The 15,073-nt window shown below is 67.4% G+C and carries 13 protein-coding genes; 9 read left to right on the top strand and 4 right to left on the bottom strand.

Annotated elements, in window-relative coordinates:
- Positions 1-9: 9 nt before the first annotated feature.
- Positions 10-1,806: an acyclic terpene utilization AtuA family protein gene (locus tag AC3A6J_RS12830; protein WP_487860326.1), complete on the top strand. Its 1,797-nt coding sequence runs from the start codon at positions 10-12 to the stop codon at positions 1,804-1,806.
- 13 nt (positions 1,807-1,819) lie between these two features.
- Here AC3A6J_RS12830 and AC3A6J_RS12825 read toward each other — a convergent pair whose 3' ends face one another.
- On the bottom strand, positions 1,820-2,638 hold the full coding sequence (locus AC3A6J_RS12825; protein WP_487860325.1) for an IclR family transcriptional regulator: 819 nt from the start codon (positions 2,636-2,638) through the stop codon (positions 1,820-1,822).
- Between the two features lie 98 nt (positions 2,639-2,736).
- On the opposite strand from AC3A6J_RS12825, the gene AC3A6J_RS12820 reads away from it, so the two are divergent.
- From AC3A6J_RS12820 to AC3A6J_RS12805, 4 genes are read left to right on the top strand one after another with little or no spacing between them, the layout of a single operon-like run.
- On the top strand, positions 2,737-3,906 hold the full coding sequence (locus AC3A6J_RS12820) for an acyl-CoA dehydrogenase family protein (protein WP_487860324.1): 1,170 nt from the start codon (positions 2,737-2,739) through the stop codon (positions 3,904-3,906).
- The gene (locus tag AC3A6J_RS12815; protein ID WP_487860323.1) at positions 3,903-5,090 is read left to right on the top strand and encodes an acyl-CoA dehydrogenase family protein; all 1,188 of its coding nucleotides are present in this window, start codon (positions 3,903-3,905) and stop codon (positions 5,088-5,090) included. The genes AC3A6J_RS12820 and AC3A6J_RS12815 overlap by 4 nt, the downstream gene beginning before the upstream one ends.
- Positions 5,087-6,058 (top strand): Bug family tripartite tricarboxylate transporter substrate binding protein, encoded by a 972-nt coding sequence (locus tag AC3A6J_RS12810; protein WP_487860322.1) that lies wholly within the window; start codon positions 5,087-5,089, stop codon positions 6,056-6,058. Before AC3A6J_RS12815 ends, AC3A6J_RS12810 begins: the two co-directional genes overlap by 4 nt.
- On the top strand, positions 6,058-7,275 hold the full coding sequence (locus AC3A6J_RS12805) for a CaiB/BaiF CoA transferase family protein (RefSeq protein WP_487860321.1): 1,218 nt from the start codon (positions 6,058-6,060) through the stop codon (positions 7,273-7,275). Before AC3A6J_RS12810 ends, AC3A6J_RS12805 begins: the two co-directional genes overlap by 1 nt.
- Here the strand turns inward: AC3A6J_RS12805 and AC3A6J_RS12800 are convergent.
- Entirely contained in the window at positions 7,272-8,198 is a 927-nt protein-coding gene (locus AC3A6J_RS12800) for a LysR family transcriptional regulator (protein WP_487860320.1), read from the bottom strand. The genes AC3A6J_RS12805 and AC3A6J_RS12800 overlap by 4 nt on opposite strands.
- 134 nt (positions 8,199-8,332) lie before the next feature.
- Here AC3A6J_RS12800 and AC3A6J_RS12795 point away from each other — a divergent pair, with 134 nt between their 5' ends.
- Positions 8,333-9,616 (top strand): M20/M25/M40 family metallo-hydrolase, encoded by a 1,284-nt coding sequence (locus tag AC3A6J_RS12795; protein ID WP_487860319.1) that lies wholly within the window; start codon positions 8,333-8,335, stop codon positions 9,614-9,616.
- Positions 9,617-9,728: 112 nt separating this feature from the next.
- Entirely contained in the window at positions 9,729-11,054 is a 1,326-nt protein-coding gene (locus AC3A6J_RS12790; protein WP_487860318.1) for an MFS transporter, read from the top strand.
- Positions 11,055-11,063: 9 nt separating this feature from the next.
- Here AC3A6J_RS12790 and AC3A6J_RS12785 read toward each other — a convergent pair whose 3' ends face one another.
- Complete coding sequence (locus AC3A6J_RS12785) at positions 11,064-11,963, bottom strand: LysR substrate-binding domain-containing protein (RefSeq protein ID WP_487860317.1); 900 nt, start codon at positions 11,961-11,963, stop codon at positions 11,064-11,066.
- 106 nt (positions 11,964-12,069) lie between these two features.
- On the opposite strand from AC3A6J_RS12785, the gene AC3A6J_RS12780 reads away from it, so the two are divergent.
- Positions 12,070-13,236 (top strand): mandelate racemase/muconate lactonizing enzyme family protein, encoded by a 1,167-nt coding sequence (locus AC3A6J_RS12780; RefSeq protein ID WP_487860316.1) that lies wholly within the window; start codon positions 12,070-12,072, stop codon positions 13,234-13,236.
- Positions 13,237-13,271: 35 nt separating this feature from the next.
- The gene (locus AC3A6J_RS12775) at positions 13,272-14,249 is read left to right on the top strand and encodes a tripartite tricarboxylate transporter substrate-binding protein (RefSeq protein ID WP_487860315.1); all 978 of its coding nucleotides are present in this window, start codon (positions 13,272-13,274) and stop codon (positions 14,247-14,249) included.
- A 33-nt stretch (positions 14,250-14,282) separates the two neighbouring features.
- Here AC3A6J_RS12775 and AC3A6J_RS12770 read toward each other — a convergent pair whose 3' ends face one another.
- The gene (locus tag AC3A6J_RS12770) at positions 14,283-15,068 is read right to left on the bottom strand and encodes an enoyl-CoA hydratase (RefSeq protein ID WP_487860314.1); all 786 of its coding nucleotides are present in this window, start codon (positions 15,066-15,068) and stop codon (positions 14,283-14,285) included.
- Positions 15,069-15,073: the final 5 nt, after the last annotated feature.

Raw genomic sequence — 15,073 nt, 5'->3', positions numbered from 1 at the left:
CCGCCAACAATGACAACCACACCCCGCACCGTGAAGATCGGCGGTGCCTGTGCCTTCATCGGCGACAGCATCATCGGGCCGCGCCAGCTCGCCAGCGTCGAGGGCATGCAGTACCTCGTGTTCGACTATCTCGCGGAGATGACGCTGTCGAGCTTCGCGCAGGCGCGCAAGCGCGATGCCGCACTCGGCTACGCCACCGACTTCGTCGAGGTCACGCTGCGCGAGATCCTGCCGCAGTGCATGCGGCGCGGCATCCGCCTGGTGGCGAATGCCGGCGGGCTCAATCCGCGCGGCTGCGCGGCAGCCATCGAGGCCCTTGCCAGCGAACTGGGTTGCACGCCGCGCGTCGCCTTCATCGAAGGCGACGACAGCCTGCCGCTGCTGCCGGCGCTGGCCGAAGAAGGCACCCTCGACTTCTATGCAGGCACCCCGATGCCCGCGGGCATCGACAGCGCCAACGTCTACCTGGGCGCACTGCCGATCGCGCGCGCGCTCGGCCTCGGCGCGGACATCGTGGTGACCGGGCGCATCGTCGACAGCGCCACCACGCTCGGCGTGCTGATGCATGAATTCGGCTGGACCGCCGATGCCTACGACCGACTGGCGGCGGGCTCGCTGGCCGGCCACCTCCTCGAGTGCGGCGCGCAGGCCACCGGCGGCATCTTCACCGACTGGGCCGAGGTGCCGGACTGGGAGAACATCGGCTATCCCTACGTCGAATGCAGTGCCGACGGCAGCTTCGTCGTCGCCAAGCCGCCGGGCACGGGCGGGTGCGTGACCCCGGCCACGGTGAGCGAGCAGATCCTCTACGAAGTGGGCGATCCGTCGCGCTACGTGCTGCCCGACGTGGTGTGCGATTTCACGCAGGTCACGGCCGTGGCCGCAGGCCGCGACCGGGTGCACGTGACGGGCGCGCGCGGCATGGCACCGCCGCCGACCTACAAGCTGTCGGCCACCTGGCAGCAGGGCTGGCGCTGCACGGCACAGGTGTCGGTGTTCGGCATCGATGCGGTGCCCAAGGCGCGCCGCACCGGCGAGGCGCTGCTGGCGCGCGTGCACACGCTGCTGCAGGAGAAGGCTCTGGGCGATTTCGACAAGACGCATGTGTCCGTGCTCGGCGCGGAAGACAGCTACGGTCCGCACGCCGCGGCGGGCGCGCCGCGCGAGGCGGTCGCGCGCGTGGCCGTGACCCATGCGCGTGCCGAGGCGCTGGACATCTTTTCACGCGAGGCGCGCGCGCCGGGCGTGTCCTTCGCGCCGGGCACCACCAGCGGCAGCGCCCTGACCCTCAACGGCCGCGCAGCCGTCGAGCCGCGCTTTCGGCTTTTCTCCTGCCTGGTGGCGAAGCACAGGTTGCCCGCGCCGCGCGTGGTGATCGCGGGAGTCGAGGAGACGATCGAGATTCCCTGCGATGGCCAGGCCGTGCCGGCACCCGGCCATGTCCCGCGTGCGGAACCCGACGATGCGGCGCCCATGCCGCGGCCGGGCGCGCGCACCGCGGCGCTGATCTCACTGGCCCACGGGCGCTCCGGCGACAAGGGCGACACCTCGAACATCGCCGTGATCGCGCGCCGTCCCGAAGACGTGGCGATTCTGCGCCGCGAGCTCACGCCCGAGCGGGTGCGCGCGCACCTCGCCCACCTCGTCAAGGGCAGCGTCACGCGCTACGAGGTGCCGGGCCTGCATGCCTTCAATTTCCTGTTGACGGAGGCACTTGACGGCGGTGGACCGAGTTCGCTGCGGCCCGACCCGATGGGCAAGGGCATGGCGCAGATGCTGCTCGGCATGCGGGTCAGCGTGGACTGACCGGCGTTGCAGGTCAGGCGCCCTGCCGGCCCGCCATGTTGACCAGCTGCACCAGCGCGGGCCCGATGGTCTTCAGCAGGTCGGCGGCCTTGGCGCGGTAGCCCGGGACGGCGCAGTTGAACAGCAACCTTCGCGGGCCGTAGCGAATGCCCGAGGCAACCCCGACCGCGAGCACGCCGAGCCCCGCATCGCCCATGTTGATCGAGAAGCCGCGCTTCTCGTAGTTGGCGAGGCTGGCCGCCAGGCCCTCGGTGCAGCGCACGTATTCGTCGGCACGCTCGCGCTTGGCGCGCGCAAGGAACCGGTTGCGCTCGGCCGGCGACAACTGCGCCAGCCAGGCCCGGCCCATGGCGGTCTCGACGATGCCGCGCACCGCGCCCACGCCGGGGCGCTTGAGCGTGCCGTGCTCCTGCGCACACGTTTCCACGTACACCACGTCGAGGTCCATGGTGACGCCCACTGAGACGGCGCCCTCGAAGCGCTCGGCCATCGACTGCATCGCGGGGCGCAACTGCGCCAGCAGTGGCGTGTTGATGACGTAGGGATAGCCCAGCGTCACCGCCGCGGGCCCGATGAAGTAGCGGTCGAGGCGCTCGTCGTGGTCGAGGAAGCCCAGCGCCTGCAGACTGCGGCAGAGGCGGCTGACGGTGGGCCGCGGAATGCCGAGCCGCTCGGCGAACTCGCTGTTGGCATGCGCGCGCGGGTCCCTGACAAAGCTCTGCAGGATCATGAGTCCCTTGGCCAGCGTGCCCGAAAAGTCGGGATCGTCGGCGCGCACGCGGCGCAGGTCCTGCTGGTTCTTCAGCTGGTGGAGGGGTCGGGCGGCACGCATGCTGCGCATTCTCCACGTCGGGGCACGTTTGCGCATCGTCGTTCCAATATTCGAAACGCGTGTTCGCCGATGCAAACCTGCGGCCTACAGTCCGCCGCATGATCCGCGACACCACCCGACTCGACACCCTCCTCGACGACATCCGCACTTTCGTGCGCACCACCTGGCATCCGCTCGAAGACGAGGTGGAGCAGCGCGGCGAGATTCCGCCGGCCACGGTCGACCTGCTGCGCCGTAAGGGCTACTTCGGCTGGAGCATTCCCGAAGAACACGGCGGCCTCGGCCTGACCACCGAGGAACTGGTGCTGTGCGCGATGGAGCTGTCGCAGGCCTCGGTCGCGCTGCGCGCCCGCGTGGGCACCAACACCGGCATCGGCTCCGAGGCGCTGGTGGCCGATGGCACGCCGCAGCAGAAGGCGAAGTGGCTGCCGCGCATGGCCAGCGGCGAACTCACCGGATGCCTCGCGCTGACCGAGCCCGAGGCCGGCTCCGAAGCCACCAACATCCACACCACCGCGCGACGCGAGGGCGACCACTACGTGCTCGACGGCACCAAGCGCTTCATCACCAATGCGCCGCTGGCCGACCTGTTCACCGTGATCGCGCGCACGGAGGAAGGCACCCAGGGCCATGCCGGGCTGACCGCCTTTCTGGTGGAGCGCGGACCGGGCCTGCGCACCGGCGAGCCCTACCGCAAGATGGGCCAGGCGGGTTCGCCGGTGTCCGACGTGCATTTCGAGAACTGCCGCGTCCCGGCGAGCCATGTGATCGGCGAGCAGGAGGGCGTGGGCTTCCGCACCGTAATGAAGGTGCTCAACAAGCAGCGGCTGCACCTGGCGGCGCTGTGCACGGGGCCGGCAATCCGCATGCTCGACCTGGCCGTCGCTCACACCGCGCGGCGTTCGCAGTTCGGCCAGCCGGTGGCGAACTTTCAGCTGGTGCAGGCCATGATCGCCGACTGCCGCACCGAGATTTTTGCTGCGCGCGCAATGATCCTCGAGGCCGCGCGGGCGCGCGATCGCGGCGAGGACGTGGCGCTGTCGGCCTCGATGTGCAAGTACTTCGCCTCCGAGATGTGCGGCCGCGTGGCCGACCGCTGCGTGCAGATGTTCGGCGGCGCAGGCTACGTGGCCGACTTCAGCCCCATCGAGCGCTACTACCGCGACGTGCGGCTGTTCCGCCTGTACGAAGGCACGAGCCAGATCCATCAGCTCAACATCGCCAAGCTCACGCTGCGCGAGCACGAGAAGAAGGCGGCCGCGCAATGAACCTGCTCGACGTCGAGCGCGACGAGGCGCTGGCGGCACTGCGGCTGCGCGTGCGCGCCTTCGTCGACACGCAGGTGATCCCGCTCGAGCAGCGCGGCCACGTGCACGACCCCGCGGCGCTCGATGCCGCGCTTGCCGTGCTGCGGCCGCTGGCGCGCTCGCATGGCCTCTACCTGCCCCAGCTGCCGCCCGAGCACGGCGGCCTCGGCCTGAGCTGGGTCGCGCGCAGCGTGGTGCTCGAAGAAGCCGGCCGCAGCTACCTGGGCCCCGGTGCGCTCAACTGCGCGGCGCCAGACCAGCCGAACATGATCAGCCTGCTGAACCTGGGCACGGCGGCGCAGCAGCAGGCGTGGCTCGGTCCGCTCGCGGCAGGCGAACTGCGTTCGTGCTTCGCGATGACCGAGCCGGCGCCCGGCGCGGGCTCCGATCCTTCGATGCTGCGCACGCGGGCACGGCGCACGGCAGAGGGCTGGGTGATCGACGGCCACAAGTGGTTCATCACCGGCGCGGTCGGCGCGCGCTTCGCGGTGGTGCTCGCGCAGACCGACGACGGCCCGACGCAGTTCATCGTCGAATGCGCGAACCCGGGCTTCCGGCTGCAGCGCGCGATCGCTGCGATCGACCCCTATGCGATCGGCGGGCATGGCGAGATCGAGCTTGTCGACTGCCTGGTGCCGCACGATGCGGTGCTGGGCCAGGTCGGCCAAGGCCTGGCCCATGCGCAACAGCGCCTGGAGCCTGCGCGCGTGTCGCACTGCATGCGGCTGATCGGGCGTGCGCGCCGCGCGCTCGAACTCGCCGAGGTTTATGTGAACGCGCGCAGCGCCTTCGGCGACCGGCTCGCCGACCTCCAGCAGGTGCAGGCGATGGTGGCCGACTGCCACATCGACCTGCATGCGAGCCGGCTGCTGACGCTCGACTGCGCGACGCGCATGGATGCGGGCGTTTCCGTGAAGACCGAATCAGCAATGGCGAAGGTCTTCGTCTCGGAGGCGCTGTACCGCGTGGCCGACCGCGCGGCGCAGTTGATGGGCGCGCTGGGCATGTGCGAGGACGCTCCCGTGGCGCTGATCCTGCGCGAACTGCGCCCATTCCGCATCTACGACGGCGCCTCCGAGGTGCACCGGGCCACGCTCGGGCGCCGTTTTCTTCATCTTTCCAACACACCAGGGGACATCCAATGACTGCCAGCACTTCTCTTCGCCTCGCTACCGCGCTTGCGGCCGCCGCCTTCGCGGCCTCCGCGGCCCACGCCGCCTACCCCGACCAGCCGATCAAGCTCATCGTGCCCTTCGCCGCCGCGGGCAGCACCGACCTGGTGGCGCGCGTGCTGGCGGTGGACCTCGGTGCCGCGCTCGGCCAGCAGATCGTGGTCGAGAACAAGCCGGGCGCCGGCAGCCTGATCGGTTCGGAGTTCGTGGCCAAGGCATCGCCCGACGGCTACACGCTGCTGATGGCCGGGCTCACGAACGTGTTCCTGCCGTACGTGCACAAGAACCTCAAGGCGAACCTGGCCGACGACTTCACGGGCGTGGGCCTGGTGGCCGACCTGCCCAACGTGATCGCGGTGAATGCCAAGACGCCCTACAAAACGCTGCCCGAACTGGTTGCGGCGGGCAAGTCCAAATCCAACGCGCTGTCGTTCGGCTCGGCCGGTGTCGCGACGCCGTCGCACCTGGTCTGCGAAATGGTGAACCACCAGGCCAAGATCAAGATGCAGCACGTGCCCTACAAGGGCAATGCACCGGCGGTCAACGACGTGATGGCCGGCCACATTCCGGTGATGTGCAACAACCTGGGCGGCACGCTGCCCTACATGCAGGGCGGGCAGATCCGCATCCTTGCGCAGACCGGCAAAGCCCGCTCGACGGCCGTGCCCGACGTTCCCACCTTCGCCGAGCTCGGCCTTCCGGGCATGGACGCAGGCCTCTGGATGGGCCTGGCGGCACCCAAGGGCACGCCGAAGAACGTGGTCGACACGCTGAACCAGGCGCTCGCGAAGGTGCTCGCCACGCCGGCGATGAAGGAGAAGCTGGCCAAGCTCGGCGCCACCACGCTGGACCCGAGCCTCGGGGCCTGGAGCGAGCGCATCAAGACCGACAGCCGCACCTGGGACCCGGTGCTCAAGACCATCGACCTGAGCAGCAACTGATGAACGCGCCCCGACAAGGCCTGCCGCTCGCGGGCGTGCGCATCCTCGATATGGCCACGGTGCTCGCCGCGCCCTTCTCGGCCACGCTGTGCGGCGACATGGGCGCCGAAGTCGTCAAGCTCGAATTGCCGCAAGGCAACGACGCGCTGCGCGGGCTCGCGCCGGTGCACGAGGGCCACGCGCTGTTCTGGAAGACGGCCAACCGCGGCAAGCGCGGCATCTCGCTCGACGTGCGCAAGCCCGAGGGGCGCGCGCTGTTCCTGCGCCTGGTCGACGGCTTCGACGTGCTGGTGGAGAACTTCCGCACCGGCACGCTCGATGCGTGGGGCCTCGACCTCGCGACGCTGCATGCGCACAACCCGCGTCTCATCGTGCTGCGCCTCACGGGCTTCGGCCAGACCGGGCCCAATGCGCGCAAGCCCGGCTTCGCGCGCATCTTCGAGGCCATGAGCGGCTTCACGCACCTGACTGGCGAAGCCGGCGGGCCGCCGCAGCACATGAACTATCCGCTCGGCGATGCGATCGCCGGCCTGTTCGGCGCCTTCGCGATCAGCACCGCGCTGGCCGAGCGCAATGGGCTGCCGCGCGAGGCGCAGCGTGGCGCCGAGATCGACCTCTCGGCCACCGAGGCGCTGCTGCGCCTGCTGGACCCGCTCGCGGCCGAATACCGCTTCTCGGGCAGCGCGCGCGAACGCACCGGCTCGCGCGCCAGCTACACCGCGCCGTCGAACGTCTACCGCACGGCAGACGGCGCCTGGATCACGCTGGTCGGCTCCTCCGATCCGATCTTCGTGCGGCTGTGCGCCGCGATGGAACAGCCTGGGCTCGCGGTCGATCCGCGCTTTGCCACCAACGTGCAGCGCACGCGGCACCACGTCGAGATCGACGACATCGTCGGTGCGTGGACCGCGGGCCATTCGCTCGAGGCGCTCTCGGCACAGCTCGAGCGCCACGATGTGCCCTTCAGCAAGGTCTATTCGATCGCGGACGTCATGGACGACCCGCATTTCCGCGCACGCGAGGCGTTTGTCGAACTGCAGGACCCGGAACTGGGCGCGATCCCGGCGCCCGCGGCCGTGCCGCGCTTCGTGGGCCGCGCGGCCGTTGCGCCGCCGGCGGTGGGGCCGCGGACGGGGCAGGACAACGAAGTGGTGTATGGCGCGCTGGGCGTCGGCAGTGAGGAGCTCGGGCGCCTGCGTGCGTGTGGGGTGGTTTAGGGTGCGCCGGGGCGTTTCGGTGCGTTGCGTGTCCTGATGCTGTCGCCGAGTGCGCGAACCAGATCTTCCACCGCGGTGTTTCGCGGGCGATAGGCGGGCCGGTACATGCCGAGTTCCGTGCGGAATGGGTGTTCGAGTGGGCGGCAGACCAACTCTCCACGTCCATAGTGGGCCGCGCTCAGGTCTTCCAACACCGCAATACCCAAGCCCGCCTCCACCATGCGCCCTGCGATGCGCGATGAGTCGACCTGCATGTGCACGGTGATGTCCTGGGCGATGTCGAACTGCGCCGCCTCCTGAGAATCGACCAGGCTGGGCAGCTTCAGGGCGATCACCGATTCGGTTGCCAGATCCTTCAGGCGAATGCGGCGGCGTTTGGCCAGAGGATGGCCCGCCGGCATGAGGCACGCAAGCCGCAGAGGACCGAGTGGCTCAAAGGAGCGATGCCCCACATCGCGCACCTTCATGGCGATGCCTAGATCTACTTGCTGTGTGTCCACCCACTCGAGCACCTGGGCCGTGTTGCCGGTTTCGACGGTGCACAGCAGCCGCGACTGCGGCCCGAACGTCTGGCTCAGCGCGCGTGGCAACAAGAGATCGGCGGCGGCCCCGATGCAACCGATCTGCAGGTGGCCTTGATGGGCCGTTCGCATGTCTGTCGCCAGTTGATTGAGCACCTGGAGAGAAGCCCCCACGCGATTCACCTGGTCGAGGAGTGCCCGCGCCTCGAACGTTGCCTGCAGGCGGTGGCCTTGGCGCTCGAACAGAGCAAACCCGACGTCCTCCTGGAGCTGCTTGAGCTGCTTGCTCACCGCAGGCTGCGAAATGTGCAGCCGGTTGGCGGCCTCCGTCATCGTCGTCGACTGCAGGACGACCTGCAGGAGCTGGATGTGGTGCAGGCGAAAGGGAGCTGAACGAGCCATATGCATCCTTGAGTGGTCCACGAGGAACGCGTTAAATCATAACCAGCAGTTTGGAATTGCTTCCCAAAATGTATTGGAGTTATCGAACAGCGGTCCCTAGCATCCGCCTCATGCAACGACACGGAGACGCTGTGATGACGCTCAGACTGATCGAAGAACTTCCCGACGCCTCAAGCAGCGCGACCGACCCGTCGGAAGCCGCGACGATCGAATCGATCATTGAACTTGCCCAGCGCCTGATCTCTACACCCAGCGAAAACCCGGGCGGCGACACCAAGGCCGTCGCGGCGCTGGCTCGCGATGCGCTGGCCCATCCTGCCATCGAGGTGGCGCTCTACGAGCCGAAGCCTGGCTGCGTCAACGTCGTCGCGCGCGTTCGAGGCGCCCTGCCGGGACCGCGCCTCATCATGAATGGCCACTTGGACACCTACCCTGTCGGTGCGCGCGAAGCTTGGACGGTTCCGCCCCTGACCGGTTATCGGGATGGCGATCGCCTCTATGGCCGGGGCGCGGGCGACATGTGCGCTGGCGACGCCGTTTTGATCACCGTCTTGCGCGGTCTGGCTGAGCGGCAGGCGCAACTGCGGGGCGAGGCCGTGCTGACCCTGGTCGCCGACGAAGAAACGGGCGGTGCTTTTGGTACGGCCTGGCTGATCGACAACGTCGAGCATTGCCGCGGCGACTACGTGGTCAACGCGGATGCCGGACATCCGCGCGTCGTGCGCTACGGCGAGAAGGGCGTGATGTGGCTGCGTGTGAAGACCCGCGGCAAGGCGGCGCACGGTGCGCACACGCACCTGGGCGACAACGCGCTCGACAGCCTGATGGCCGCGGTGCAGGCCATCCAGTGCCTGCGTGCCCACGAAGTGGTGATTGATCCCCGCATGCGTAGCGCCATGCTGGAGGCCCGGTCCGTTTCCGAGCAAGTCGGGGGCCGGGGCGAGTTTGAAAACCTGAGCGGCATCACCGTCAATGCCGGCGCCTTCCACGCTGGCGTCGTGCCGAATCTGGTGCCCGGCGACGCCGAAGCTTTCCTTGACCTTCGCTTCCCGGCGCCTCTCACTATCTCGGCCATGGAGGACCTGATCCGCGACATCCTGGAAGCGCATCCGAAAGTGCAGTGGGACATCCTGCCCGGCAGCGCGACCGAGCCCGCGTTCACAGACCCGAACCATCCGCTGGTCCGGGCGTTCCTGCGTCATGCGCGCGCGCTGGCTTTTCCGGACGCCGTCGCGAACATGCGCATCGGTCTTACCGATGCGCGCCTCTTCCGGCTGGCGGGCATGCCCGCGGTGACATACGGCCCGTACGCACACGGAATGGGAGGGCCTGACGAGTATGTGACGGTGCAGGATGTGCTGAAGGTGTATCGCGTACACCGCGCCGCTGCGGAAGAGCTTTTGGGCCTCACGGCGTGACCTCCCAATGAATGGCGCGCTTCCACGACGCTGAGCCTCACTGCACCTGTGGAATGTTGCCGGTCTCGATTCGCAATTTCAATGCAAATGACCTTGATAAACGGAGACAACCATGCCCGCAACTGTCAGTGATGAACTTACGCCTGAGAAGAAAGCATACTTCCGGAAGGTGATCGCATCCGCGCTGGTCGGGAACATGCTCGAGTTCTATGACCTCTTCATCTACGGATTCCTGGCGGTCTATATCGCCGCGGTGTTCTTCCCCGCGGCCGATCCGGCCACCTCTCTGCTCGTCGCGCTTGCGACCTTCGGCGTCAGCTATTTCGTCAGGCCGCTCGGCGCCCTGCTGATCGGCAGCTACGCGGACCGGAAAGGCCGCAAGGCAGGCATGATGCTGACCATCTGGGCCATGGGCTTGGGAACGGCGATGATCGCATTCGCGCCGAGCTACGCCACCGCGGGCATCGCAGGTACGCTGATCCTGGTGGCCGGCAAGCTGCTGCAAGGCTTCTCCGCCGGCGGCGAATTCGGTACCTCGGTGTCCTTCGTGACGGAGCACGCGCCCCGCAACCGTCGTGGATACTTCGCGAGCTTCCAGGTGGTCGGTATCGGGTTGGCGACCGGCATGGCCAGCGTCGTCAGCCTGGGCCTGACGTCGCACCTCGACAAGACGGCGATCCTCGACTGGGGCTGGCGCATGCCATTCATTCTGGGTCTGCTCATCGTCCCTTTCGGCTATTGGCTTCGCAGAAACCTCGATGAGACGCCAACCTTCCTGAATACCAGCCAGGTGAGCAGCCCGGTGAAAACCACGCTGACCTCGGCAAAAGCCCGCATCGCCGCGGCCATCGGCATCTATTCGCTGGCAGCCTCTACCAACTACCTCCTCGGCGTGTTCATGCCGCTCTACGCTCAGCGTGAATTGGGTCTGTCCCCCGCCGATTCGATGTGGGGTGCAATCGGCTATTCGGTCGCCCAGATCTTCTTGCCGCCTGTGATGGGGGCGCTGTCCGATCGCGTCGGCCGCTTGCGGATGATCACCATCGGAACGCTGCTGACCGGAGTCCTCAGCTTGCCCGCGTTCCACTTCATGATCGACAACCCCACGGTGATGAACTACACGCTCTGCGTTACGGCCTTGACGGCTTGCGTCATGGTCTTTCAAGGCGCCATGCCTTCCTTCCTTTCGGAACTGTTCCCGAGCAACGTGCGCACGACGGGCCTGGCCCTCATTCACAACATCAACTTCACGGTCATCGGCGGCCTTTCGTTGCTGATCTGCACCTGGCTGGCGCAGCAGACGGGCAGCAAGATGATTCCCGCATACTACGTGATGGTCACAGTAGGCATGGCTCTGCTGTGCATCAGCTACTTCCGCGTGCGGGCTTCGTCGATAGCCGGAGCACGCGAAGCGCTGCAAGGCGAAGCGCGGCCTTGACACCATGGCTTACACGCCGATCGCGGCGTTCCAGAATGCGTTGGCGGCCTTCCCCAGAAGCTCGCTGTCGCAATAAAGCCTGATCTCCAGCGGCACTTCCCAATCGCTGCTCGCCGCGGCAACGAGCCGCCCCTGGTCGATATCGTCTTGCACCAGCGTCTTCGGCAACCAGGCGATCCCCCGGCCGTCGAGCACCATCGTTCTGAGGACCGAGGCCAGGTGCGCCGTGACGACGGTCTGCGCAGGAACCGACTCCAGCCTGCGGCCGATGACCGCGCGCAGGATGCGCCCCAGCCCTGATTCCTCGGTGTACTGGAGCACGGGCACTGCGGGGCCGCCCTGGCCCGCGAGACGATGGCGCGCGCGGCCTGCCTCGTCCGGCGCCGACACCGGAATCAGCAGATCCTCACCGACCCGGGTCGACCGGTACGGCTCCGCATCCAGCGCCCCCTGCGCCTTGCCATGCGCATGGCTCAGCACGAACTGAACCTTGCTTTGCAGCATCAGCGCTTCGCAACGCAAGAGCACGTCGGACATCAGTTGCACCGGCCCGAGCGCGGTGCTCGATTCGAGGCTTCGCAACCACCGCGGCAGAAAAGTGAAGGAGAGCGCATGCGTCGACGCGATGCGCAGGGTGACCGAGCTGGCCTCGGCGATCTTCTTCGCGTCACCGGGCACCCGCGCGACCCGGGCGATCATTTCCTGTGCCACGCCGGTGAACCATTCGCCGACCTCGGTGAGTTTGGCCGGTTGCGAACGCCGGTCGACGAGCTCGGCACCGATCCACTCTTCGAGGGCACGAATGCGCCGGCTGAACGCCGGTTGCGAGCTGTGGCGGTCTTCCGCCGCGCGCGAGAAATTGCCCGTGGCGGCGAGCGCGACGAAGTCTTCAAGCCAGATCAGGTTCATGTGCGGTTCGTCCGGTGCATGGAAGCAGCGAAAAAGAGCATTGGCGCTGCAAGCCCGGGCGGCGGAGCATACAGGCTCTCAATCAAAGACCCCCTGGAGCCCAAGCATGAAGATCGTCGAGATCCGCGAGAAAACCGTTCCCATCAGCTCACCCATCCGCAACGCCTACATCGACTTTAGCAAGATGACGCTGAGCCTGGTTGCGGTGATCACCGACGTCATCCGCGACGGCAAGCCCGTGGTCGGCTACGGCTTCAATTCGAACGGACGCTACGGCCAGGGCAAGCTGATGCGCGAGCGGTTCATTCCGCGCATCCTCGAAGCGGACCCGGCTTCGCTCGTCGACGAGACGGGCGACAACCTCGATGCGCACAAGATCTGGAGCACCATGTTCACCAACGAGAAGCCGGGTGGCCATGGCGAGCGCTCGGTCGCGATCGGCACGATCGACATGGCGGTGTGGGACGCAGTGGCCAAGATCGAAGGCAAGCCCCTCTTCCAGCTGCTGGCCGACCGCTATGGCGACGGCAAGCCGAACCGCAAGATCTTCGTTTACGCCGCCGGCGGCTACTACTACCCGGGGCAGGACCACCGAAAGCTCCAGGACGAGATGCGCAGCTACATCGACCGCGGCTACACGGTGGTCAAGAAGAAGATCGGCGGCGCCTCGCTCGACGAAGACCTGCGCCGCATCGACTCGATCATGGAAGTGCTGCAGGACGGCCAGAAGCTCTGCGTCGATGCCAACGGCCGCTTCGACCTCGAGACCGCCATCGCCTACGCCAAGGCGCTGTCGCAGTACGACCTGTTCTGGTACGAGGAGCCTGGCGATCCGCTCGACTTCGAGCTCCAGGCGGCGCTGCGCAACTTCTACAAGAACCCGATGGCCACGGGCGAAGACCTCTTCTCGATGCAGGATGCGCGCAACCTGATCCGCTACGGCGGCATGCGCCCCGACCGCGACTGGCTGCAGTTCGACTGTGCGCTGAGCTACGGCCTGGTGGAGTACTTGCGCACGCTCGACATGCTGAAGGAGCACGGCTGGTCGGCCACCCGCTGCATCCCCCACGGCGGGCACCAGATGTCGTTGAACATCGCCGCCGGGCTCGGCCTGGGCGGCAACGAGTCGTACCCCGATCTGTTCCAGCCCTTCGGCGGATTCCCTGACGGCGTGAAGGTCGAGAACAGTTTCGTGACGCTGCCCGACTTGCCCGGCATCGGCTTCGAGGGCAAGGCCGACCTGTACCGCGAGATGCAGGCGCTGTCGGCCTGACCCCCCATCCAAGAAAAACCCCAGGAGACAAGACCATGACCCATTTCTGGCGCTGCGGCGCCGCCCTCGCCGCACTCGGCTTTGCTTCGCTGGCCTGCGCGGAATTTCCCGACAAGCCTGTCACGCTGATCGTGCCTTTCGCCGCCGGTGGCCCGAGCGACAAGATCGCGCGCGACCTGGCCGAGGCGCTGCGCAAGCCGCTCGGCCAGACCGTGGTGGTCGACAACGCGCCCGGCGCGGGCGGCACGATCGGCTCGGCCAAGGCTGCCCGTGCCACGCCGGACGGCTACACGCTGCTGGTGCACCACATCGGCATGGCCACCGCGCCGGCCCTGTACCGCAAGCTCAGCTACAAGGTGCCGGAAGATTTCGAAACCCTGGGCCTCATCAACGAAGCGCCCTCGGTGCTGATCGGCAGGCCGAGCCTGGCCGCCGGCAGCTTCGCCGAGTTGCGCCAATGGATCGCGTCGAGCGGCGGCAAGGTGAACCTCGCCAACGCGGGGGTGGGCTCCGCATCGCACCTGTGCGGCCTGATGCTCCAGAGCGCGCTGAAGACGAGCATGACGCCCGTGCCCTACAAGGGCACCGCACCGGCGATGACCGACCTCATCGGCGGCCAGGTCGATGTGATGTGCGAACAGGCGACCAACGCCGTGCCGCAGGTCGAGGGCAGGAAGGTCAAGGTCTACGGTGTCACCAGCCTGGCGCGGCTGCCGCTCGCCGCGCTGAAGGACACGCCGACCCTGTCCGAAGCCGGCCTGAAGGACTTCGACGTCCAGGTGTGGCACGGCCTGTACGCGCCGCGCGGCACGCCGAGCGCGGTGCTCGCGAAGCTCAACGCCGCGTTGCGCGCCGCCTTGAAGGACCCCGAGCTGATCAAGCGCGAGGAAGCGCTCGGGCTCAGCATCGTGAATGACGACCGGCTCGATCCTGCGGGGCACAGGAAATACCTCGAAGCCGAGAAGGTGCGGTGGTCGAAGGTGATCAAGGAGGCGGGGGAATACGCCGATTGATGCGGCGTTCGACATCTCGAGAAAGGTGGCAAGTCAGGCGGACTTGCCCTTGGCCTTCTTGCTCAAGAAGGCATTCATGTGATGCTGCGGCTCGCCCGTGTTGAAGGCCTCGCCGAACTCCGCCACACTGTTTTCGACGGCAGCGTCGAGCGTCATGGTCTCCCACCGGCGAAGCAGGCGCTTTTGCTGGCGCAGCACCGACCGCCCGATCTGCGAGAACGCATGCGCGACGGCCTCGATCCGCGCATCGAGTTGGTCCTGCGGCACGCACTCGCTGATGAGGCCCCAGTCGCGCGCCTGGATGGCGCCGATGTTCTCGCCGGTCAGCAGCATCCAGGATGCCCGGGTCGTGCCGATCTGCGAAGGCATCATGGCCGCATGAATGACCGATGGGATGCCGACCTTGACCTCCGGCATCCCGACCACGGCGTTGTCAGCTGCGATCCTCAGGTCGCCCGCCATCGCCACCTCCAGGCCACCCCCCAGGGTATGCCCCTCCAGGCGCACGATGACTGGCACCGGAAAGTGGCGGATGGCATTGCAAAGGTCGCGCAGACCGCTGATGAACGTTCGGCCGCTCTCAGCATCGAGGCCTGCCATCTCCTTGATGTCCGCGCCCGCAATAAAGGCCCGCGAGCCACTGCCGCGCAGAACCACGCAGTTGATGTCTTCATTGCTTGCCAGGCGCTCCAGCGTCTGGATGAGGCCCTGAATCACTGGCGTGCCCAGCACGTTGAGGACGCCGCCGGCGGTGATGGTGACCACCGCGGTGGCGGGCATCGGGAACGAGACCTCCGCAGGGGCAGCCGTTGCATTCATTTGTT

The organism is Variovorax sp. Soil_C_39 (assembly GCF_057656815.1).
Note: the sequence above shows the minus strand (reverse complement) of the source record. Positions and strands in the feature narration are given on the sequence as shown.